Source organism: Undibacterium parvum (assembly GCF_003955735.1).
Classification (GTDB): domain Bacteria; phylum Pseudomonadota; class Gammaproteobacteria; order Burkholderiales; family Burkholderiaceae_D; genus Undibacterium; species Undibacterium parvum.
In genome coordinates this window covers 4,570,351-4,594,176 of record NZ_CP034464.1, presented here as the reverse complement: position 1 = coordinate 4,594,176, position 23,826 = coordinate 4,570,351, and the positions used below count along the sequence as shown (strand labels likewise).

The 23,826-nt window shown below is 51.3% G+C and carries 13 protein-coding genes; 8 read left to right on the top strand and 5 right to left on the bottom strand.

From position 1 onward, the window contains the following. Window positions 1-53: 53 nt before the first annotated feature. The 5 genes from EJN92_RS19985 (at window position 54) to EJN92_RS19970 (ending at window position 14,649) form a co-directional block, all read left to right on the top strand. On the top strand, window positions 54-11,726 hold the full coding sequence (locus EJN92_RS19985; RefSeq protein WP_126129438.1) for a hemagglutinin repeat-containing protein: 11,673 nt from the start codon (window positions 54-56) through the stop codon (window positions 11,724-11,726). Beyond that, entirely contained in the window at window positions 11,723-12,100 is a 378-nt protein-coding gene (locus EJN92_RS19980; protein WP_126129437.1) for a DUF7674 family protein, read from the top strand. The genes EJN92_RS19985 and EJN92_RS19980 overlap by 4 nt, the downstream gene beginning before the upstream one ends. A 301-nt stretch (window positions 12,101-12,401) precedes the next feature. Further along, the gene (locus EJN92_RS19975) at window positions 12,402-13,139 is read left to right on the top strand and encodes a hypothetical protein (protein WP_126129436.1); all 738 of its coding nucleotides are present in this window, start codon (window positions 12,402-12,404) and stop codon (window positions 13,137-13,139) included. Between the two features lie 142 nt (window positions 13,140-13,281). Continuing rightward, window positions 13,282-13,455, top strand: a complete 174-nt coding sequence (locus tag EJN92_RS21490; RefSeq protein ID WP_157984404.1) for a hypothetical protein — start codon at window positions 13,282-13,284, stop codon at window positions 13,453-13,455. A gap of 156 nt (window positions 13,456-13,611) precedes the next feature. Further along, on the top strand, window positions 13,612-14,649 hold the full coding sequence (locus tag EJN92_RS19970; protein ID WP_126129435.1) for a zinc-dependent alcohol dehydrogenase family protein: 1,038 nt from the start codon (window positions 13,612-13,614) through the stop codon (window positions 14,647-14,649). A gap of 254 nt (window positions 14,650-14,903) precedes the next feature. Here the strand turns inward: EJN92_RS19970 and EJN92_RS19965 are convergent, their stop codons facing one another. From EJN92_RS19965 to EJN92_RS19950, 5 genes are all read right to left on the bottom strand, one after another. After that, window positions 14,904-15,458 (bottom strand): hypothetical protein, encoded by a 555-nt coding sequence (locus EJN92_RS19965; protein WP_126129434.1) that lies wholly within the window; start codon window positions 15,456-15,458, stop codon window positions 14,904-14,906. Next, the gene (locus EJN92_RS19960; protein ID WP_157984403.1) at window positions 15,455-15,991 is read right to left on the bottom strand and encodes an RNA polymerase sigma factor; all 537 of its coding nucleotides are present in this window, start codon (window positions 15,989-15,991) and stop codon (window positions 15,455-15,457) included. Before EJN92_RS19960 ends, EJN92_RS19965 begins: the two co-directional genes overlap by 4 nt. 143 nt (window positions 15,992-16,134) lie before the next feature. Beyond that, a complete protein-coding gene (locus tag EJN92_RS21485) occupies window positions 16,135-16,308 on the bottom strand; it encodes a hypothetical protein (RefSeq protein WP_157984402.1) in 174 nt (57 codons plus the stop codon). A gap of 69 nt (window positions 16,309-16,377) precedes the next feature. Beyond that, window positions 16,378-18,219 (bottom strand): AMP-dependent synthetase/ligase, encoded by a 1,842-nt coding sequence (locus tag EJN92_RS19955; protein ID WP_126129432.1) that lies wholly within the window; start codon window positions 18,217-18,219, stop codon window positions 16,378-16,380. Window positions 18,220-18,568: 349 nt separating this feature from the next. After that, a complete protein-coding gene (locus EJN92_RS19950; protein WP_126129431.1) occupies window positions 18,569-19,768 on the bottom strand; it encodes a tyrosine-type recombinase/integrase in 1,200 nt (399 codons plus the stop codon). Between the two features lie 624 nt (window positions 19,769-20,392). Between EJN92_RS19950 and EJN92_RS19945 the strand changes: the two genes are divergently transcribed. From EJN92_RS19945 to aguB, 3 genes are all read left to right on the top strand, one after another. Continuing rightward, window positions 20,393-21,295, top strand: a complete 903-nt coding sequence (locus EJN92_RS19945) for a LysR family transcriptional regulator (RefSeq protein ID WP_126129430.1) — start codon at window positions 20,393-20,395, stop codon at window positions 21,293-21,295. Window positions 21,296-21,795: 500 nt separating this feature from the next. Next, the gene (locus tag EJN92_RS19940; protein WP_126129429.1) at window positions 21,796-22,866 is read left to right on the top strand and encodes an agmatine deiminase family protein; all 1,071 of its coding nucleotides are present in this window, start codon (window positions 21,796-21,798) and stop codon (window positions 22,864-22,866) included. A 22-nt stretch (window positions 22,867-22,888) separates the two neighbouring features. Next, window positions 22,889-23,818, top strand: a complete 930-nt coding sequence (aguB, locus tag EJN92_RS19935; protein ID WP_126129428.1) for an N-carbamoylputrescine amidase — start codon at window positions 22,889-22,891, stop codon at window positions 23,816-23,818. Window positions 23,819-23,826: the final 8 nt, after the last annotated feature.

Sequence of the window (23,826 nt, the reverse complement as noted above, 5' to 3'; positions counted from 1 at the left end):
GTGAGAATTTTTCACAGCAGCGGAGCATAAAAGTTATTTTTGGAAATTTTCAAATGAAAACGCAACAAATACAAACGACACGAAACGCTGAAATGATACGCCCGGCACAGAAGCCCTGGGTTCGCATCGCCACCAAGGCGTTTACCGTTTTGTATTTGTGGCAGAGTATTTTGCCAGCCTACGCCCAAACTGCTACTGGCAACTTAGCGATCACGCCAGCCGCCAGCGCCGCGGCAGGCCAGCGCGCCATAATGGATGCGGCGCTCAATGGGGTGCCTATCGCTCATATCGCACCACCTAGTGCCGCTGGGGTGTCGCGCAACCAATACGATCAGTTTAATGTTAACCAGAACGGCCTGATACTCAATAACAGTGCAAATAATGTGCAGTCAAAACTAGGCGGCTGGATTAGCGGCAATTTGCAATTAGGCGTCACACCGGCCCGTATCATCCTCAATGAAGTGATCTCAGCAAATTCATCGCAACTACGTGGAACAATAGAAGTAGCAGGGCAACGTGCGGATATCGTGATCGCCAATCCCAATGGCATCAGTTGCGACGGCTGCGGCTTTCTTAATGCCGGTCGTAGCACGCTAACAACCGGTAGTACGCAATTTGCCGCCGATGGATCCATCAAAGGGTTTGATGTACGTCAGGGACAAATCACGATAGGCAGCGCTGGATTAAACGCCGCAAATATCGAGCAACTGGATCTGATGGCCCGCGGCATGGTGATAGAAGGCGAGGTCTGGGCTAAAAACCTTAATGCGATTGCCGGTACCAATCAGCTTCTATACGGAACATTACAAGCGATTTCGCAGTCAGGCGCTGGTGCAACGCCACGTTTCGCCATTGATATTAAAGAGCTTGGCGGGATGTACGCCAATCAAGTCTATATGGTCGCCACTGAGCGCGGTCTTGGTGTCAATAGCACCGGTCGCATCGCGGCCTTGCAAGGCAATTTGGTCTTGTCCGCCAATGGCGACCTGAGCCTCAAAGATAGTTACGCCAAACAAAATATACAAATCGAGACAACGGCAAACGCCAACTTGTCTGGTCAAACAGTAAGTGACGCTGCAATTGCGGTCGGTAGCGCCGGGGCGTTGGTGCAGCTAGGAACGATGGAAAGCAAAGGCCCCCTGACGATACGAGCCACAAGCCTGGACAATCAAGGCAATATCTCCCAACGTAGCGCCGATGCTGCGAGTATTTCTGTCAGCGGCAGTGCCAATAATAGCGGCAGTATTTACAGTGGCGGCGCTCTGGCGCTCACTGCTGGCAGTATCAGCGACCGCAATGGCAAGCTCTTGGCCAGTGGTGATCTTCAATTGCAAGCGCAAAATATCAACTTGTCCGGTAGCCAGTTAGCCTCGGACGGGAACCTCGTTTTACGCGCCATTGATGGTGGACTGCAGGCGAGTGCCGCTCAACTTAATGCAGGTCTTAACATACAAGCCAACGCATCAGGTGCCGTGAGTAACACCGCGGGCCTTTGGCTAGCGCAACGCGACATCAGGCTGCAGGCGGCATCTTTGGATAACAGGGGTGGTACTGTGTTGGCCAACGGCGCATTGGCCGTCACCACATCGGGTGTCATCGATAACAGTGCCGGCAAGTTATTGGCAAGTAAGGAGCTGGAGATCAATGCCAGTCAACTTCTTAATAATGACCATGGGATGCTGGTAAGTGAGCAAGCTGCGCTGATTACGACACAGGGTTTGTTCAGCAACCAGAGTGGTACGGTCTCTGCTAAAACCGCACTGACTATTGCCAATAAAGGCGCGGCGCTCAACAACGTCGGCGGCATCATTGCTTCTGATGCGATGTTAAATCTGACTACGGGAGACCTGAATAACCAAGCGGGGCAAATCAGCGCCGGCAACAAACTCAATGTGCTTGCCGGTAGCATAGACAACCAACAAGGTAAGGTACTTGCCAATCAAAGCATCACGTTGGATGCGGTCGGACTAGACAATCGTCAGGGCCAGATTTCTGGCTTGTCCGATGTGCGCGTGGCGCTCAGCGGTAGCACTGCCTTAAACAATACGCTCGGCAGTATCGTCAGCAATCATGATCTCAGCATCAAGGCGGCAGCGCTCAATAATACCCAAGCGAGCATCAGCGCGGCCAACGCCGCTAGCCTACAATTAGGCAGTGGCACTCTGGATAATCACGCCGGACAAGTGCTGGGCATGCAAGGCCTTACTCTGCAATCGGGTCGGATCGACAACCAGGGCGGCACCATCTATACCGGCAAGGCGCTGGCAATCAACACGCAGGGCCAGCAGCTCGATAACACGGGAGGCAATATTGTCTCCGGTGGTGATCTGAGCATCACTGCGGCTGCACTCACTAATCTGGGCGGTAAGCTCTCTAGTCAGAGTGTGACCAGCATCACCAGCCAGGCGTTAGACAATACCCAAGGTGAGATTAGCGCGCTTAAGCTGGCAGCGAATGCGCAAAGTAGCGGCAATCTTCTCATTCATACCCAAGGACAGCAGCTCAAGAACGATGGTGGACGTATCATCGCACAGGGCGATCTGCAATTGCAGAGCGGTAGCCTGTTAAGTCGCAACGCCGCGGTGATCGCCGCCAACGGCAATGCCATACTTAGCACGACCGATCTGGACACCTCGGCCGCTACGCTACAAGCCGCCCAAGATCTGCAGATCACTGCAAACGGCATCGTCAGCAATGCCAATGGTAAGCTGTTAGCCGGACGTGACCTCAATATACAAGCTACGCAACTGCTGCAAACTGGCACCGCCAATGCGGAAGCTGGACGCGATCTGACACTGAACGTAACTGGCGCACTCAACAATAGCGGAACTGTATTAGCGCGTGCCAATGCGCAGATCAACGCGGGCAGTATCAATAATGATGGCGGCAGTATCGCGACGGCGCAAAGCCTCACTATCACAAGCGGCAAGCTAGAGAACCGTAGCATCAACGGATCGCTGGCGGGCCAAATTATCGGTACCACGGCGCTCACGATCTCTAGTCAAGCGTTAGATAACAGCGCTGGCGTGATCGGTAGCCAGGGTGATCTGTTGATCAACACCCATGCGCAGGAACTGAAGAATGATCTGGGCATCATCCGCGCGCAGAAGGCGCTCACCCTGCAGGCCGGTGATATCCTTAATCGCGGCGCTAACGCTGGCACAGCACAAGCCACAGGTGTGATTGCAGCCAATAGCCAGGCGAACATCCTCGCCAACAATATCGACAATACGGGCGGCAGCATCAATGCCGGTAGCGCACTCAATATCAATGCCAGCGCCGCACTGACCAATAACAATGGCCGCATGATGTCCGATGGCAGCAGTGCGATACAGGCCGCCAGCTTAAACGGCAATAACGCCGGCCGCATCACTGCAGCCAGCAGTTTACAAGTCGATGCTGCAGGCAATCTGAACAATGCCGGTGGCTTGCTGATCGCCAATGGCAGTGTCAACATCAACAGCGCTGCGCTCACCAATACTGGCGGTACTTTGGCGAGCTTGCAATCGGACCAGAGCATCAATACGCATGGACAAAGCTTGAACAACGATGCCGGTAAAATGCAGGCAAGCGGCAATTTGAATGTGCAAGCGGGCAGCACGAGTAATCAAAATGCAGGTTTGATCAGCGCAAAAGATCTGAGTTTGAACTTGGGTAGTCTGAACAATAATGGCGGCCAAATACTCGCCGCCGGGACACTCAATGCCAATACGCTAGCGCTCAGCAATAACGCCGGTTTGATCGAGGCCGCAGGCGACGCTACTATCAGTACCAACGGCAATGCCTTGGTTAACACCAATAGTGCAAGCAATGCCGGTATCGTTAGCGCCGCCAAATTGCGGCTCCAAACCGGCGACCTCAATAATCAGAGCGGCTTTATCGCCAGTAGTGGTAACAACAACATCACCAGTTCAGGCACGCTAGACAATCGTACTGGGCTCATTACCAGTAATGCAGTCACCACAGTGCAAGCGGTAAATATCGACAATCGCAGCGGACGACTCAATGCCAAAGGCGATTTGGCGCTCAACTTGAATGGCGCGCTAGATAATCGCGGCGGCAATCTCACCACCAATGCCAACGCCCTCATCAATGCCGCTAGCCTTGATAACTCGTCCGGTACCATAGACGCAGGCAACCTGACACTCAATGCCAACAGTTTGAGCAATAGTGGCGGGGTCGTTCGCGCCGCCAATAATGCGACGATCACTGCCGCCCTTGTCGATAATAGCAATGGGACGCTCACTGCTAAAAATACCCTGGTGCTCAATGCACCCAGTTTAAACAATGCCAACGGCTATCTGGTCGCCGACAAAGAGCTTGTGATCAGCACCGCTAGCGGCGCGTTCGGCGGTAGCGTTGCTTCACAAAATAACGTCACCCTTAACATCGCCGGTGACTACAGCAATACCGGCTTATTGTCGGCGCAAAAAAACCTCACGGTCAACGCCAGCAACATCAATAACAGCGGCGTGATCAAGGCCAACGACAGCTTTACCGCCAACACCGGCAATCTGATTAATTCCGGCGAGATCAGTGCCACAACCACCCGCCTCAATCTAAGCGGCAATTTAAATAACACCGGCTTGATCGATGGCAGCACGACTCAAATCAATGCCAATAGCATAGACAATACCGGCCGCATTTACGGCGATCAGCTCAGCATACAAAGTGGCACCCTCAACAACAGCGGCAGCGGTTTTCTGGGCGCGCGCGATAGCATGTTTCTAGGTGGTGGCGCCGTCAATAATAGCAATGGTGCCAGCATTTATGCTTATAACGATATCGTAATGGCCGGCAGCCTGGCCCAAAACGGCCAGCCACTCGGTGAGTTGGGCAGCTTGTTAAACGCCTCTTCAAATATCGAGGCAGGCCGCAATATTGATTTGTCAGTGGGAAATTTCATTAACCGTAATGATCTCATACAGACTGCGGTACACACGACCAATACACCAGTTAATATTACTTTCGTACAGCCGCTAGGCAGCCCGACTAAATACCTCTCCACTGAATTAGGCATAGTGCCAAATTGCGACTATAGCCTCTGGTGTTATGTGCTCCCAAGTACGGTTTATCCGATTGCGCAATTTGGGATAGCCACCAGGCCACCATCCAAAACAACCCAGTGCCACTACAGCCCGGCGGCAGATGAAACGGTTTGTTCGACGTCGGTGAATTACACTGCTAACGATGCCGCCTGGAGTTTATTTAAGGTCGCTGCACCGGTGATAAATGATCTGACTGCGCCGTCACTACCATCCGGTGATTCTGACTGCATGACCAGTAATGCCGATAGCGCCTCCATACGAAATATGAGTGGCGCATGTGGTAGCTATTGGCCGGCGTTTGATACTTACACGCAAACCGTCACACAACGTACCGACGCGGCCTACGAGGCGCTCGGCGCGAAAATCGCAGCCTACAACGCCGACGTACAGTCCCGGGTAATTAACCGCTGGACTTACTATAAGATCACTGACCGCAAAACTGAAGAAACTGAAATCACCTCGACCAAACCAGCCCAGATATCGGCGGCTGGCAGCATCAGCATTCAGGGCAACGGCAGCAAGCTCAATGACAATAGCACTATTGTCGCTGGCGGCGCGATCGCGATTGCTGGTACAGCTGTTATTAATCAGGGCACTGTAGGTAGCAAGTCTGTCACAGAGAACGGACAGGTAGGCATGCGCGATCATGAACATCACGGTATATTTAACGGGAATGACACCGTTGAAATTCCAATCCCATGGGTCAGTTATACAGGCGCACCAGAAGTCACCAGCCTAGTCTTAAGCAACTACACCTACCTAGCCAATGGCGGCAATACAGTGGCCAGCAAAACCCTGGCTGGATCTGGCGCGCTGGCCGATGCTAGTCTGGCTGGCAGCAATGCCGCCGCGAGTGGCAATGATCGCAGCCTGAGCGCGATTAATGTCAATGGCCAGCTCAGTTCGGCTGGCACCGTCAATCAGGCTGGGGTATCGAATCTGGCCAGCGCTGTTGCAGCCCAAAGTATCGCGATCGGCAGCCACAGCGCTGCTCAGGCAAAGGCAGTAGATCACAGCCCCTTGACGATACTGAGCATTGCTGCCAGCGGCACAGGTGAGCGTGCGCGTGACGTCATACTCAGTCTCGCACCACGATTGACGCTACCTAACTCCAGCCTGTTCGTCATCCACCCGGAGCCGTCTAGCCGCACCCTGATCGAGACCGATCCACGCTTCACCCGGTTTAAGACCTTTATCAGTAGCGACTACTATCTCCAGCAACTCAATAAAGACCCGGAACGCCAGCTCAAACGCTATGGCGATGGCTTCTACGAGCAGCAACTGATTAATGATCAAATCCTGGCACTGACCGGCCGTCGTTTCCTGAGCGGGTACAGCAGCACCGAAGAAGAATATAAACAGCTGATGAATAGCGGCGTCGCTTTCGCACAGCGTTACCAACTGAGTCCTGGTGTTGCCTTAAGCGCAGAGCAGATGGCCAATCTGAGTACCGACATCGTCTGGCTGAGCACGCAAACTGTCACACTGGCCAATGGACAGAGCGAACAAGTGTTGGTGCCGCAGGTGTACTTGCGCCGTCCGCAAGGCGGCGATCTGCAAACGAGCGGGGCGCTCATTTCCGCCAGCGACATCAGCATCCAAAGCAGCGGCAATCTGCTCAACTCAGGCAGCATCAACGCCAGCGGTACGCTAAACCTGGCGGCTGCGAATGATTTAGTCAATCAGGGCGGCAGCTTGCGCGGCCAAACTATTTTAGCGCGCGCCGGCAATGATTTAAAAAATCTCTCCGGCAGCCTAATCGGTAGCGGCCCTGACAGCAGCATCACGCTCCTGGCTGGCCGCGACATCCTGCTACAAACCCGCACCATCGCCAGTAGCAGCGTGGCCAGCGCCACCAGTGCCGACAGCAGTCGCACCAGCATAGACCGCCTCGCTACCCTGCAAGCGGGCGCAATCAGCCTGGACGCCGGGCGTGACATCAGCGCCATCGGTGCCAAGCTTAGCGCCGAACATAATCTGGTCGCCAGTGCCGGTCGCGATCTGTTAGTGAGTGCTGTACAAGGCCAATACCAACTGCAAGTGGCCACCGGTGGCAACACCATGGGACGCAGCGGAGCCATTAAGGAAGCCAGCGTCAGCAATCTTGCAGCTAGTTTGTCGGGCGAGAATGTCTTGCTGTTAGCGCAGAACGATGCCCGCATTAGCGGCAGCAATCTGACAGCTGTGAATAATCTGCAGTTGCAAGCGGCCAATATCGAGATCGCTGCCGCAAAAGACCGCCGCATGAACGATGTGCAAACGGTAGGTGAAGACCACTACAGCCGCACCATGCGCGACGACCAAAGCCTGGTAGGCGGCAATCTCAGCGCTGGCAATAAGCTCAGCCTGCGCGCCACCGAAGGCAACATCAGCCTGAGCGCCGCCAATCTCAATGCCCAAAACGGCCAAACCACGCTCAGCGCCAAGCAAGACATCAACATCCTCAACGCCAGCACAGAGCACCGCAGCGTGGACGATAGTTATAGCAAAAGCAGTGGGATATTTAGTTCTAAAACTAGTACACAAAGTAGCAGTAGCCAAAGTGAAAAAGTGGTGGCTAGTAACGTTAACGGCAATAGCATTAAAATCGAATCGGGCAAAGACCTTGTGGTGCAAGCGTCCAATGTAATTGCCAGCGATACATTGCAAATGACTGCCGGGCGTGATCTTAAGGTGATCAGCGCCGAGCAAAGCAGCCATGCGCAGTCCGCCAATGAAACCAAACAATCCGGTTTTGTGGCGAGCTATTCTTCTGGTGTCGCCAGTCTTGGTTATAGTAAGGCCAATAGCGCCGGCCAGAGCAGCCTTGATACCGTCACGCAGCAAGCTTCCAGTATCGGATCAATCAAAGGGAGTGCTGTACTTAAGGCGGGTGAAAATCTGCAGGTGATCGCGTCAGATATCGCTGCCAAAGAAAATCTAAACCTGATCGCTAAAAATATCGATCTCAGTGCCGCGCAAAATGCCACGCAAGAAAAGAGCAACAGGCAGAGTAGTAGCAGCGGTTTCGCAGTTGGCATCACGGTCGATCCCCTTTCTGCGTTTAAAGATGCGCACCAAGCGAGCACAAAAAATTCTTCCTCCGGTGGCACGATAGGAAAAAGTATCAGCCAGGGGGAAGGTGTCGCCGATGGCATCACTGCAGCAACCACTGCGGTGGTTGTTCAGTTCGGCTCCAGGCAAAGTAGCGGCAACCAAAACCAGGCTAACAGCACAGCGCGCACCAGCACGCTTAACGCGGGCAAAGACCTCACCATCATCGCTACAGATGGTTCTATCAGTAGCCAAGGCACGCAAATGAGTGCCGACGGCAATGCCTTGATCCTCGCTAAAGACAGCATCACTTTCGATGTTGCCCATAACGGCCAAAGCCAGGATCAAAACAATAAAACCTCCGGTTTTAGTTTCGACAACCGCAGCCGCCTGATCGCCGGCAGCTTCAACAATAAAGGCAAAGGCGATGGCGTCACTGACACCATTACCGGTACCCAACTCTCGGTCGGTGGTAGCACCGCCATGGCCACCGACAAAGGCGACATCAAGCTTATCGCCGCCAATGTCGTCTCTGAGGGCAATCTCAGTATCAACGCCGCTAAAAATCTCACGATCCAAAGTGGTCAGGATACCGTCCACAACGCCAACCAAAGCGACAACAAGGCGATTGGCCAGGTGGTCATTTCCGACACCGAGCGTTTTGCCGGCTACCATAATGAAAAGCACCTCGATAACAATACGCAAATCACGCAGATAGCCTCGAACGTCTCGAGTCTCAAAGGGGACGTGAGCATCACCGCCGCTGACAAATACAGCCAAACGGCTAGCAATGTCTTGGCCGGTAATGACATCCGCATCACCGGTAAAACCATAGATATCACCGTTGCAGACAATACCGGCAGCAATCGTAAAGAAGACAGTGATCTCAAAATAGGGGCCTTTGCCAGAATCAGCTCGCCCTTGATTGACCTCGTCAACAACATTGAAGCTGCCCGCAAATCGGATGGCCGCCTGCAAGCGATGCAGGGTATGGCCGCCGGTGCCAATGCTTATCAAGCCGTGGGTGCGGTCAGCGGCAGTGGCACTCTCATCAAGGGTGAAGTAGGGGTAGGCTTTGCCAGCAGCAACAGCTCTGGCAATAACCGTGGCAGCACAGCTCAAGCGAGCACCATTAACGGTGCCGGTAATGTCACGCTCACCAGTACCGAGGGCAATATCCACGCCACCGGCGCCAACCTTAGTGCCGGTAAAACCGAAGGTAAAACCTTAAGCTTAGATTCAGCCAAAGATATCGTCTTAGATGCCAGCCAAAGCGGCTATCACGCTGACGGTAAAAATAGCAGTGCCGGCTTAGAGGTTGGAGTCGGGTATGCCATCGGTGCGCAAACCGGTGTCTACGCCTATGTCGCCGCCAATGTCGGCAATGGTCACAATAATGCCGATGGCGTTACCAATACAAATACGCATTTAACAGCGAACGCCATCAAGCTCACCAGCCAGGGCGACACGACCTTAAAAGGCGCAGACGCCAAAGCCAATAGCATTAGCACCGGGGTTGCCGGCAAACTTGCCATAGAAAGCGTACAAGACGGCAGCTTGCAAGAGAGTAGCCAAAACAACGTGGGCGGACGGGTACAAGTTTCCTTCGGCACCGCCTGGGATGCCTCAGGTAGCGTCTCGCTATCGAAAGGCAGTGGCAGTAGCAATGCAGTCAAGCAGCAATCAGGGCTATTTGCCGGTGACGGTGGCTATCACATCAAGGCCGACAGCATAGATCTCAAAGGCGGCGCGATCACCAGCACCAACGCCCAACAGTCTGAGCTGACAGCAAATAAACTGACCACCAGTAATGTCCTCAATAAAATGGATTTCCAGGCCAGCAGTGTGAGTCTTGCTGGCGGTATTAGCGGTGGCAGTGGAGCGGGCGACACCAACGCTGATGGCAAGAGCAAACCAGTGGAGCAACAACAACTGTTTGGCGATAAAAAGGGCGGCAATGTCACGCCCGGTCTGCCTATGCAAGAAAAAGGCAGTGCCAGTTCCACCACCTACGCCACCATCACCGACGGCAATATTACGATAGGTGGTAAAGCCACGGGCAGCGTCAAAGAGCTAGGCATCAACACCGACGCGGCCAAAGCCCACACGGCGTTAGCGGCAATCCCCGACATCAAGGTGCTGCTCAAAGACCAGCAAGCCATGTCAGCGGCGGCCGGTACCGTGATAGCCACATCAAAACAAATTGCCGGTGACATTGCCGCCAATGCCGGCAAGACGCAGCAAGCGGCGCAGGCCGTCCTGGATAACCAGAACAGCACTGCCGGGCAAAAAGAGCAAGCGATACTGACCCTCAACCAAGCGAAGCAGGCACAGATCGACTGGAGTACGGGTGGCGACAATAGCCGCGCGTTAGCGGTCGTCACCGGCATCCTGGTCGGCGGTGTCGCAGGCCAGGGCGGTACACAACTGGCCGCCAACGCCAGCGCGCCGTATGCAGCGGCAGCCATCGGTGATTATTTCAAAACCAAGGGGAATGAAAACCAAACCCTGCAAGACTTAAGCCACGCGGTACTCGGTGCAACACTGGCCTATGCCAACGGTGCAAGCGCAGTCGGTGGCGCCTTGGCCGGTGGCGGTGCCGAACTGGCAGCGCAAATACTGACCAAGCAACTGTATCCGGATGCCTTTGACGCCAACGGCAAACTGCAACGCGACAAACTCACGCCAGCGCAGGCGGCCAACATCACAGCGTTAAGCAGCGGCATCGGTGCCCTGTTGTCAGGGGTAGCGGGCGGCACGGTGTTGGATGCGGCGGTGGGTGGGAAGGTGGCTACTAATGCGGTTGAGAATAACTATCTAGGCCAAAAACGGATTGCGTTTAATAAACCATCGGAACAAGCTCAATTCGATGCGGCCGTTGCAGCATGCGCCAAGGGAAGTGCGGTTGATTGCAACACTAAAAATTCTCTTTATGCACTGTCGCAAGCGCGTGATAGAAATCTCGGTATTGCCTGTTCCGGTGGTCCATCTTCGGATTGTCATGATCTGGTCAGGCTTGCGCAGAATGCAGGAAACAAGGTGATCTTCGGCAACGACGGTAAAGCCTATATTTATCCAGTTGGCACGCCGGAATTGGTTGCTACGCCTAATGCGAAAGATGCTTCGTTCCATGACAAGCTATCAAAAAGCACAGCGGAAGCCGTTCTATTAGACATTGGTGGCGGCGCAACAGAGTTAGCAGTTGGTGCAGCAGTAAAAGGCCTACGTTGGATCGCTTATGGCACGACCGATGCTGCTAAAATACTCGATGGCGGTGCTGCGGTTGCTGTTGCTAATGGGGCAAATACGGTAGGTGCGGCAAATCGAGCCACCTTTGAAGTCTACAAGGATGGCTTAATATCCCAAATGGGAAAACCTACGGTGTCTAATCCAACTCTGTCGGGATTAATAGATGATCTGTACAGGCCAGGCGCAAAAATTGGCAGTGGAAGTACGGCAGATGCTGTGCGCTATGAGCAAGCGACAGGTCAATCGGTGGGCGATGTGTTCCATACTCAAAAGGCCAACGATTACTCCGCAGCGCTTCAGAAATGGATTGATAAAAATCCAACAGCATCTACTATTGATCGGGCTGCAGCCGAAAATGTTCTTCGTGATCTCCAAAACGCATTGAAGGGTAAATGATGGAAGCTAGTTGCGTTCAGTTTATTGAGAAGTTGATGAATACGTCCAATTTTTTACAGGGCATTGCGCTCGAAACGCTTGAATACTGGGAGCCAGACCTACCCCCGGTTACCATTTTGTTTGCTGCCATTGGAAAAGAACTGACCCGTCGTTTCGATAGCATGGGGAATGAAAGCATAGTGATTGTCTTCGAGTTGATAGAAGATGCTATGAATGCTAATGACAATGTTCTTAAATCAGCGGTGGCTACAGGAATAATTGAAGCGATAATTTCGGAATCTTCTCGAAATGACGAACTGTGGTCAAGAATTGAATCACAGCTAGGAAGTACGTCAAAGCACCATGCGGAAGGCTGGCGTAATACTGCTGTGTAGTTATTGGGGGAATCGTTGGGCGCAATCAGCTTCATCGATTGCGCCGTATGCATTCCCATAAAAAGTAACCACTCCAAAAATCCAACCACCATCAACTTATCATCACCAAGCCTGCCACCGCGCATATTCCATGCGCCTCCTGGCAGCATCCGGCCTGCAAGCCGCAGCGGTATTGCGCAGTGGCGGCATGCTGTTTTGAATTTCAATAAGCTTCGTACTCAACTTAATGCCAATCAATTCGCTTTTTAAAAAGTTAATGCAAACCAGTTTGATCTGGCTTTGTGTTGTCTTTTTTCTGGCTATGCGTTTGGCAAGCGCTCAGATTGCCAATCACAGCCTCAGCGAGGCCAATAGCCTAGGCTTGTCTGGCAGTGCCAGTATGGGCGGTACTGCAGCGGCCAAAGCAGACGCCGCTAAATCGGGTCAGGCGCAAGCGGCAGCGCCGACTGGGCCGGGCGGCATGAAGCTAATGGACGCCAGCGCCACCAACAACACCGCCGCACCAAGCGCCATGGCCGTGAGCAGCAATGACAGCAGCGTTACGCAAAGTGGCATTAGCGGCGGCACAATTACAGTGGGCCAGCAACCAGCACAGGGATTGAACAGCCTAAACGGACTCAACCGCAAAGTAGTGAGCGGCACCGACAGCAGCGGCAAGATCGCCAATAATTTTAATCAGGCCGATCTGCAAGCCACCCTGACGGTCGCCAGCGCCTTTATCCAGCAAGCTACACCATTGGCCGCCAAACTGGTGGGCGATATCGGTGAAAGCAAACAAAAGGCAGCAAACAAGGAAGCCGACTTAAATCTGAGCTTCGTCAAGCAAGCACTAGACAAAGGCAACGCCGAAGACGCCGCCCATTACCAAAATCTGGCGGATCAGGCCAGAGCCAACGCCGCCTCATGGGGCGACAACGGCAGCAACCGCATCGCCCTGCATGCGGCCAGCCAAGCCCTGATCGGCGGTTCAATCTGCAAAGTCTGCAAGACACCGCCAGATTTGATAATCACGCAAAGCCTATCACCTGCGATACGCTAAGCAGTGGCAAATTTTCAGCTTCTTCTGTTCGCTAGCGCACCGTATATTGATTTAAAACGGTGCATTGTCATTGCTGGTTATTCGGCGTGCTGACTGTTCGGCATATTTCACGAGAATGACTAACACTACTCAGGAGAATTTCATGACACAACCAAGCAAAACGCAGAGTCCGAGTCAAAGTCTGAATCAAAAAACGGAACAGACTCGTCCCTCGAAATCGGATGCCTTGAACACCCAGAAACAAAAAGCGGAGATGAAGGAAGTGGCCGGCAGACATAAAAATGACGGGCAAAAAGACCATAAGGGTGCACGTTAAGCATGTAGCAGGATGAACTAGCAGTTGCTGCTGTGAGTGCTACAGCGCTCAAGTCGTTTGCCCGTTTATTGCCGCGTGCAGAAATAACTCCTTGTGGGCGCGTGACTGGCGTTATGTCTTGTTACAAGATTTTTTACGTTTAAAGGAATTTCAGTAATGAAAGCACTTGTCTATTTGGGCCCAGGTAAAAAAGCCTTGGAAGAACGTACGCGGCCAGAAATACTTGCGCCCACCGATGCCATCGTCCAAATAACCAAGACCACTATCTGTGGCACCGATCTGCATATTCTCAAAGGCGATGTGCCTAGCTGCCAGCCAGGCCGCATTCTTGGTCATGAGGGGGTCGGTATTGTTGATAAAGTTGGTGTTGCGGTCACCGCGTTTAAACCCGGTGACAGGGTGCTGATCTCTTGCATCAGCTCATGTGGCAAGTGCGAATATTGCCGCAAGCTGATGTATTCTCATTGCACAACAGGCGGTTGGATACTTGGTAATACCATCGATGGCACCCAGGCAGAATATGTGCGTACGCCGTATGCCGATACGAGTTTGTATCCGATTCCCTATGGGATGGATGAAGAAGCGCTGGTCATGCTGAGCGATATTTTGCCGACCGGATTCGAATGCGGCGTGCTCAACGGTAAGGTGCAGCCCGGTTGCACGGTGGCGATCGTTGGCGCAGGGCCGATCGGGCTGGCCGCTTTACTCACGGCGCAATTTTATTCTCCAGCCGAAATCATCATGATCGATCTCGACGACAAACGTCTTGAAATTGCCACACGCTTTGGCGCTACCTCTGTAATCAATAGTACGGATGGCAAGGCGGTGGAAGCTTTAATGGAACTAAGCAATGGGCGAGGGGTTGATACCGCGATTGAAGCGGTAGGCATTCCTGCGAGCTTTGAATTGTGCGAAAAAATTGTCGCGCCTGGCGGCACCATCGCCAATATCGGCGTACACGGTGCCAAAGTCGATTTGCATCTGGAAAATCTGTGGGATAGAAACATCACGATCACCACACGTTTGGTGGATACCGTCAGTACTCCCATGCTGATGAGAAGCTTGCAGACGAAAAAGATTGATCCGACACAATTGATCACGCATCACTTCAAGCTCGCTAACATTCTGGATGCGTATGAGACCTTTGCCCACGCTGCCAGTACGGGCGCGCTTAAAGTGGTGATCGAGGTCTGATATTTTTGTTTGCTTGTTCCTGGAAGTGCGCTCCAATTTACTAAAAAAGAGGCATGCCAGCGCGCATATTCTATGCGCCTCCTGGCAGCATCCGGCCTGTAGGCCGCATCCGTATTGCGCAGTGGCGGCATGCCGTTTTAAATTCATCAATAATCCCCGCACCCTGACTTAACGCGAGTCAATACGACTGTTAAGCCAAAGCGCCAATCTCATCGCCACGATTGGCTATGGTGTGGGCATCAGCGATCTGCCAATTATTTATCTAACTGATTTAATTGATCAATTTTCCCCTGTAGTCTGTGCGCAGCAAGAAAATTCATCGCTATAACGATGCCGAAAGGAACAATTATTACAGATGTAATCGACCAGGGAAAATCTGCTGGCTCTGGCTGTGCCCAGCCCCAAAAAAAGACGCTCATACCTAGTAGAGTCGGGATCATCCATAGCCACAAATGACGCAGGGCATCGCGTTGACGCATCAGTTCATCACGAAAGTAAGTTAAATTCGATAGGGCTAGATTTTCAGGCGGAAGCTCTCGCAACGAGGTCCTATGCTGCAGATGGTAGAGAATGAATAAACTACCGAACACCACAATGCAGCTACCAATACGCATCAACAATACCGGTAAGTGCCACGCGTAAAAGCCGAAGATTAAGGCAACCGCCACCGCGGCAATTCTTTCTTGTATATTGCGTTGCGCAATTTTGCGGCGAAAGCCCATCGTCTCGTACTCAAGTGTTTGAAATGAATAACTCTCATTGTCGACTGCTTGCGACTGCCACATTGATTTCAATTCTTCTTCGTTCATGATGATTTTCTCCTAAAGGCCAGCCGGTTTGCCAGCAGTGATTTGATCCTATGTATTTTTGTGGCGACGTTGCGGGAAGACAGTCCTGTGATTTCACTAATGCTGGCAGCGTCCAAATCTTCGAGATAAAGTAAGATGATTTCGCGATCCAATGCGATCAGAGAATGAACTAATTCCATCACTCGTTCTAGGTCTAGTCGCCGGTCCGTTAAGAGGATGTCAGCAGCCTCATCGACATGAAGTTCAAGCTCTTCCAGACTGGCCCAATTTCGCTCTACGGCACGCTGGTTTCGCTGAATATGCGTCACTGCGACATTGTGCGCCACTCGATACACCCAGGTTCGCAACGAGCACTGCTCCATGTAAGCGGCCATGCTTCGCCATAAAGCGAAATGAACCTCTTGCAATAGCTCCTGCCGTTTTCCATTTTCTCGTTCGTAGCCTGCTACAAAGCGGGTCAGTTCACGGCCAAATTCTTGCACTGCCTGCTGGTACAAGAGGTCTTGCGAGGTGGGTTGTTTTGTTTTGTTCATTGTGCTTGTGATGAATAACTTACTTATGGAGGTAGTCATTCATGCGAGCATTTTCTTACGGAACTATAGAAAAAAGAACGCTGAAAATTTGTTTGTCATGACACGAAGTGGTAAGGCGGCATCGTCGCTGGCAATGGGTTGATCTATTGTGCCGTCTGTATATCCAGCAAAAACCAGTTTGATCCAATTATCATCGCCATCAAATTTTCTAACAATGAGGCACGCCAGTGCGCATATTCTATGCGCCTGGTGGCAGCATCCGGCCTGTAAGCCGCACCGGTATTGCGCAGTGGCGGCATGCCTATTGAGAAACCCATGGGCCTGGTGCCAGATGCTGGGTGCGTTGCGGCAGGGTAGGGGCGGCCTTCTTTTCCTTGCTTTGTTTGTTATCGATGTTGTGTGTACAAGCGCTGTATATCCGACGCAAAATGTTTGGCAAGATTAAGTCGTTTTAATTTCAGTGTTGGCGTAATCAGAGTGTTTTCTATGGTCCAAGGCTCTAGTGACAGAATTGCCGCTTTAGGCTGCGCGTAAAAAGGCAGGGCGGTAGTTAGTGCGCGCATGCGCTGCACTACGGCATCCACCGCTTTGGGCGAGTGCAGGCTGGCCGGTGCGTTGGCATCGAGCGCCAGTGAAGCACTTAAGGTGGCCCAATAAGCCTGACTCAGAACCACCGCGCATGCGATGAAGGGCGCGTTGTCGCCGAAGGCATAGACTTGCTCGAATACGGGGTCGGTAGCGATCGCGATCTCCAGATCAACCGGCGCAATTTTCTCGCCTGTTGAAGTCACTATGATTTCTTTGACGCGCCCGAGTATGCGCACCCGTCCGTCCAGCACTTCTGCCTGATCGCCGGTGCGTAACCAGCCATCGATAAAGGCTTTGGCGGTATCTTCCTCACGTTTCCAATAGCCTCGCATCACATTGGGCCCGCGCACCAGTAGCTCGGCGTTTTCCCCAATTTTGACTTCGACCTGATCCATCACGCGTCCAACGGTTGCCGGATTATTGTCTTCGGGAGAATTAAATGCCACGACCGGCGAGCTTTCGGTCATGCCATAGCCTTGCACGATAGGAATGCCCAAGCTCAAAAAACACCGCGAGATCGCGGTAGACAGGGCAGCGCCGCCACTCACAGCTACCCGCAAGCGTCCGCCAAACTGGCTTTTTAGTTTATCTGCCACAAGTGGTTCTAGCACGCTCCAGGCAAGGCTATCAAACACGGTCTGAAGCCGACTTTGCGACATCAAGCCTTGTACTTTGTTGAAGCGTCGCCAGCCAATCGCTATCGCCTCATTGACTAGCAAGGACTGAATTTTTGACTGTGCCAATTTGTTTTGTAGTGCGCTGTACACGCGTTCGTAAATACGTGGCACTGAAATGAGTATGGTCGGCCTGATGGTAAGCAATTCTTGCGGCAATTGTTTCACCGAAAACGAGAATGCTACGCACGCACCTGCCGCAATCGGCAAGTAATAGCCTGCGGTACGTTCGAAGGTATGCGACAAAGGCAAAAACGACAGGAAGACGTCACTGCTGACTGGCACAACGCGCTTTACCACCGCCTTGACGTTGGACATGACGTTCTGATGAGTTAGCATCACACCTTTCGGTTTGCCTGTGGTGCCAGAGGTATACACCAAAGCGGCCAAATCATCAGCCTTGGCCTCGACCAGAACTGTAGGGGCGTCATGCGCAGATGCGCTGGCAAGCCAATCGTCCAACAGAGCGACCGGCACATCCGGGCAATAGTCATTTTGCGCGAGATTTTTTTGTAGTACCACTACCTGCCGTAGCGCTGGCGTAGTGATGCCAGTGCCAGCGATTTCTTGCCATTGCTGATCAGTAGCGGCGATGAGTAAAGTCGCATCGCTGTCGCTAAGGATATAGGCAATACTGGCAGGGTTATCGAGCGCATGCATGGGTACCGGGACGCAAGCGAGCTGCAATGTCGCTTGATCCATGCACACTGCATTCAAACTATTGGGCAATAAAATCGCAATGCGCGCACCGCGCTCGGGCTGCAAGACAGCGATTGCTTTGGCAAACTCTAGACTACGTTGATAGGTTTCTAGCCATGAAGAACTGATCCATTCGCCTTGCAACTCATTAAACTGCCGGTACGCTTCAAGCTGCGGTGTCAGGGCGGCACGCCAGGCGAAAAGTTCAGATAAGGTTTGAAGTTCAGACAGCGTTCTTTCTTTCAGGGGTTTCAGTTGTATCGACATATTTTTTGTGGTTTGTGCTGTGACTTATATGCTGTCTATTTTACCAGATGGAAAATTTCGGCTAGCCGCAGTAATGCTGTGCAATTCGGTTTAATTTGGTGTGCAGCCTTTGTCTATTGGCTGGTATAGATCAATTTGAGCAGAATTACTATTAATGTTCCACAGAACTTAAAAAAAGGGAAAATGCGATATGCTGGAGAGCGTAGCCATTATCTTTAGAGAAAATGAAAATTTAGGCGACGTCAACCAAAGTGTTAATAAGTAATTTTTCAGTCGGGTTTGAGGCCGCAATAAAATTTAATCTTCCGCTTGGCAACGGGGTAGCTTTTACGTGTCAAAAATCGACGCGCTACCACTTTATTTTATGTCTATTTTCTGTTTCTTGGTGGCGGGCATTATCTGATGAGTGGAGATAATTATTGGTGGTGCTAATAGACTCATGCCCCAAATTATCGCGTACATGGCGTAGATCAACGTCGTTATTAGCCATGTGTGAACCTGCAGTATGTCTTAGCCAATGCGCAGATGCCTGCTCGACGCGATCAGCAAGCGCTTGAGAGTGTTCGTCGCGTTGTCTTAAACGTATTGCGGTATTTTCAAAGACTTTTTTGACTATCGCATGCAATGCGCCGCGTGTCATTGAATCCGTTCGACGTCCAATCGGTAACAATAATGGTAGGCATTCATCTGAGGCGGGGAGGGCAGCTAAGCCTTTTTCACGTCTATATCGTGCTAACTCCACCATTAATTCATTGGTTGCCGGAACAATACGCAACTTGTCACCTTTACCTAAGATTTCGAGCCACCAGCGCTCTTCGCCGGTTTTATCCCGTCGACAGAAAAAACATCCCATCGTATTTCCAATTACTTCAGAAATACGTAGGCCGCATAAGTACAAGAGTGAAAACAGCCAGCGCATTCTAAAATATTGTTCACATTCTCGCGGAGACTCCTTCGGCATAGAGTCGATCGTCAATTTAACTTCCATCCACAAATCTTCCTCAAGATACCGCGTAATACGTGGTTTTGCCTTTCTGTTTCGCTGTCGCGAAAGTGATAGTGGATTTCCGGCCAAATATCCCGCGTTGACTAACCAAGAAAATAGGACATTGAGGATGACGGCTGCTTGGCGTTGACTTGTAGGGGAGAGCGGTCCCGAAAAGGGACGCCATTCCGGGTCACTTCGCGCAAATTTTCGACCATCTCGCATAACCCACCGAGATGTAGGTTCAGGATTGGACAAAAACCTCTGATAGAGCAACCAATCCTCGTGCGTTATCGATGACAAAGGTTTACCGAGTTGAATGGTAGACCATAAAAGTAAGCGTTCTGCTTCTTTTCGATAATTATCAAAAGTGGTCTTAGTATCTAAAAAACGAGCAAGCCAAGCTTTGATAGCATCAATATCGTTATCAGCTAATATCTGAGGACGATTGCCTCGTGCGCGGTTGTTGCCATCGCTGCCATCCATATCAACTGGCAATATTACGTTGTCAAGTGGTAGCAACGCATACCCGTGACCGGCATTCAGATTGTTTTGCTGCTTCATGGAAGTGGGGGACTTAAATCAAGGTACTGTTAGTATTAATTTACATTATAGCGATAATGTCATAAAAATAATTGACTCAATAGAGTTCGCTGGGCACAAACGTCAAAGAGGCAATGAACATCAGCCAAAAAGCATCAACGATGTCTTTAAAAACAACTACGTTATGGCTAGGCGCACAATTATGTATGCGACCTATGCCCATATCAAAAAAGGGATGGCCCACTCTTTTATAGCGCAGATGATGCAATCGAGATCGATTCCGGAAAAACAGGGTTGGATATCGGTATTCGCCATATATTCTAAAGATGGATGGTGCATTGATCTGATTAGTATAAAATTTCGGTAGCATCGAATTTCGCACGCTTTGAATAGGTTTTCAGGGCGCACTTCTACGCGGTGATTGGCCCTAAATCCACTCTTGGCACGCAACTCAATCTAAAAAACTCTGGTTCCATCTCACACCAAACTGGTCAGTCAATTTGCGCTAGTAGTCGTCTCAAGTGAGTCTGCAAAGTGGCGTTGCCCGACAACACGTTAAAAATTCATTTTGAATTTCTAGTCGCCAACTCGTATTAACTTGAGATATATTGATAAGTTCACGGGTTAAATGCAAATTTTTTACATATGTCTACTATACGAATTCCCTCATTGAGATTGTTGGCTGGTTTTGAAGCTGCCGCACGCCATGGCAATTTTTCGCGTGCGGCAGATGAGCTGTGTCTTTCACAATCAGCGATCAGTCATCAGATCCAGCAATTAGAAGAACAGGTTGGGCAGCCCCTGTTTCGCAGGGTCGGCCGCGGCGTTGAACTTTCGATAGCGGGCGAGGTGTTGCAGCGTAGTGTTACGCGCTCCCTAGATACTTTGCGTAGCGGTTTGGGGCGGATTTCCACCTACCTTGATCCTGGTTTAGTGGTCTTGGTATGTCCAGCGCCGCTTTTGCATGGTTGGGTGCAGCCGCAATTGGAATTTTTGCAAGAGACGATTGCGGGACTTTGCCCCATGTTGTCTACCGATGAAACTGCGCGTTTCATCGATGAACTCGATGTGGACATTACCATCGGTGATCGTCCAATACAACAGCCTGGCTTATTGGAAATTCCATTTTTGCAGGATGAATGGGTAATGCTAGGCTGCACTGAACTGGTGGCGAAGTTGGCGAATATACCCATCTCCGAGCATCATTTACACACCAAATTGGTTTGCCTGGAAGAGAGCCTGACCAATGCTGCAACCGCAGGGATCTTCCGGGATCAGTTGGCTATGTTCAAAAATCAAGCGATATATGATGATCAGCGCCTATTGCTTGATGCCGTGTTGCGTGGACGCGGTATCGCCTGTGTCTCGCGTTTGTTGGCCAAGGATGATCTGGCACAGAAAAGGTTGGCAATCCTACCTGAATATCAAAGGCCTGTTGGTACAACCTGGTGGATCTCGCGGGTAGCGGGGCAGCCACGCTCCAATATTGTTCTGGAAGTCTTTGATGGCTTGCTCAAACAAGGCAATTTGGAAGGTGTTGGCGATTAGGTGCTTAGGTACTTAAGTGATTTATGTTTGAAACAAGTTAGGCGCAGGCTGTGCGTCTAAGCTTATTACCTTCCTCTTCCTGAATTATTTGCACTTCGCATTGAGTGCTGTGCCAACGGGCCTCCATTAAGCGATTGTGCTGACATCTCAGCCCACTGTGTCGCATTAATCCGACGAAGCCACAGATGCAGGCAAATTTTTTGCTGTCAGTCATCAACTATCAAGTCAATTTTCTCTAAGCGAGCAGGCGAAATAGTTAGCAAAATCGCGCCTTCATTTTGCCGCTGCTTCCACCTCTAGCATGCACGATTCACCCAGTGTCTACGTCACATGGGCGAGTAAATATTCGTCTAATCAATCCAGCTCAATTCATAAATAGCGCGCTGAAATCAATTAAGGTATGAGATAAATTAACTAATAGTCGCAATATTAGTCGCTTTTTCATAAATAAAATTCATCTTAGGATACTCCCACAAGCTAATTTCATTAAGGGTTTTGAGATGACACAACAAGAATTTGATTGCCGCCGTGACGGCTATCGTATGCCCGCAGAATGGGAACCAATGGCAGCCACCTGGTTGGGCTGGCCAGTGCTAGAAAACCGTGAAGAACTGTGGGGTGAACACTACCCTGCCGTATGTGATGCCTTTGCCTTACTGGCGCGCACTATTGCCAAATATCAGCGTTGTATCGTTACCGCGCACACTCCACTGGTAGAGACGGCGCGTAAATTATGTGGCCCTAGCGTCACTGTCGTGCCACTTGCGGTAGAAGACAACTGGGTGCGTGATTGCGGCCCGATTATCCTGAGCAATGAAGACAAGCTCAGTCAAGTCGCTGCTGCTTTTAAGTTTAATGCCTGGGGTGAAAAGTACTCGCCGTATGATGGTTGCGCCCGTCTGGCCGATGATATTGCAGCGATGGCGCAATTGCCTGTTATGCGCTCCAGCATGGTGTTGGAAGGTGGTTCATTTTATGTCGACGGTCAAGGTACTTTGTTGACGACCGAGAGCTGCTTGCTGCACCCAAACCGTAATCCAGGCATGACTCGCGCCGACATCGAGGCGGAATTACGTCGCATGTTAGGCGTAACAAAAATCATTTGGTTGCCAGGCTACCCACCTGAAGTTGAGACCAATGGTCATATCGATGGCATCGCTTCGTTTATCGCACCGGGCAAGATACTGTTCAACGCAGCCGATCCTGACATGGGTGAATACTACACCGGCATGCAAGAAAACCGCCGTGCGCTGGAACTGGCCACCGATGCTCGTGGTCGGCGCTTTGAGATACTCGATCTGCCAGTGCCACGCAATGCCTATAACTACGACTGTCCGCGTTTTTGCGACACTTATGCCAACTATGTCTTAGTCAACGGTGCGGTAATTTCAACTGCCTTCGATGTGCCACAAGATGAATTAGCACGTGCCGTCTTCGCTCAAGCCTTCCCCGACCGCGTGGTTGAATTATTGCCGATCACGGCTATTTCTCTCGGTGGTGGTGCCACTCATTGCTCCACCCAGCAGCACCCTATGCTAGGCAATCGCCTGCAAATGTGTAATTTGGCTTAAGTGTTTATTGAGGATGCATGATATGACTAAACGAACCATTACCGTCGCTTCTGTACAAATGGCATCAGGCGATTGGGATTTTCAACTGAATATGGACAGAGCCGAGCGCTTGATACGCGAAGCGGCAGCCAAGGGCGCTAACTTAGTGTTGTGCCCTGAACTGTTCATGATGCCTTACTTCTGTCTTGATCAAAACGTGAATCATCTTGATCTGGCCGAACCATTCGAAGGCAACCCTCGTATCGCGCATTTTGCCAAATTAGCGGGCGAACTCAATATCGTTCTACCGATAGGCTTCTTTGAGCGTGCCGGCAATGCGGCGTTCAATTCGGTGGCGGTCGCAGATGCCGATGGCGCGGTATTGGGTGTCTATCGCAAGACCCATATTCCAGATGGTCCTGGGTATACAGAAAAATTCTATTTCTCACCTGGCGACACTGGTTTTAAAGTCTGGGATACCCGTTTTGGACGCATCGGTGTAGCGATCTGCTGGGATCAGTGGTATCCGGAAACCGCCCGCAGTATGGCCTTGATGGGTGCAGAAATCATGTGTTTCCCGACCATCATAGGTTCAGAGCCGCATAGTACTGAAATGGATACAGCAGGCCATTGGCAGCGCACCATGCAAGGTCACGCCGCCGCCAATATGGTGCCGGTAGTCGCCGCCAATCGCATCGGCAGCGAGACCGGTATCGGCAATAACAACGCGCTACAAAAAGGCTTAACCGGTACTTTTTATGGCTCCAGTTTCATTGCTGATTACACCGGTAAGAAAGTGGCTGAAGCCAACCGCGTGGATGAAACGATCCTGCTACATAGCTTTGATTTGGAAGAAATTCGTAAAGAGCGTCAAAGTTTTGGCTTCTTCCGCGATCGCCGTCCTGAAATGTATACCACCTTACAAACTAGCGATGGGCACCATATACGCCCTGATTTGCGCAAGAAGGCTTAAGGCATGTT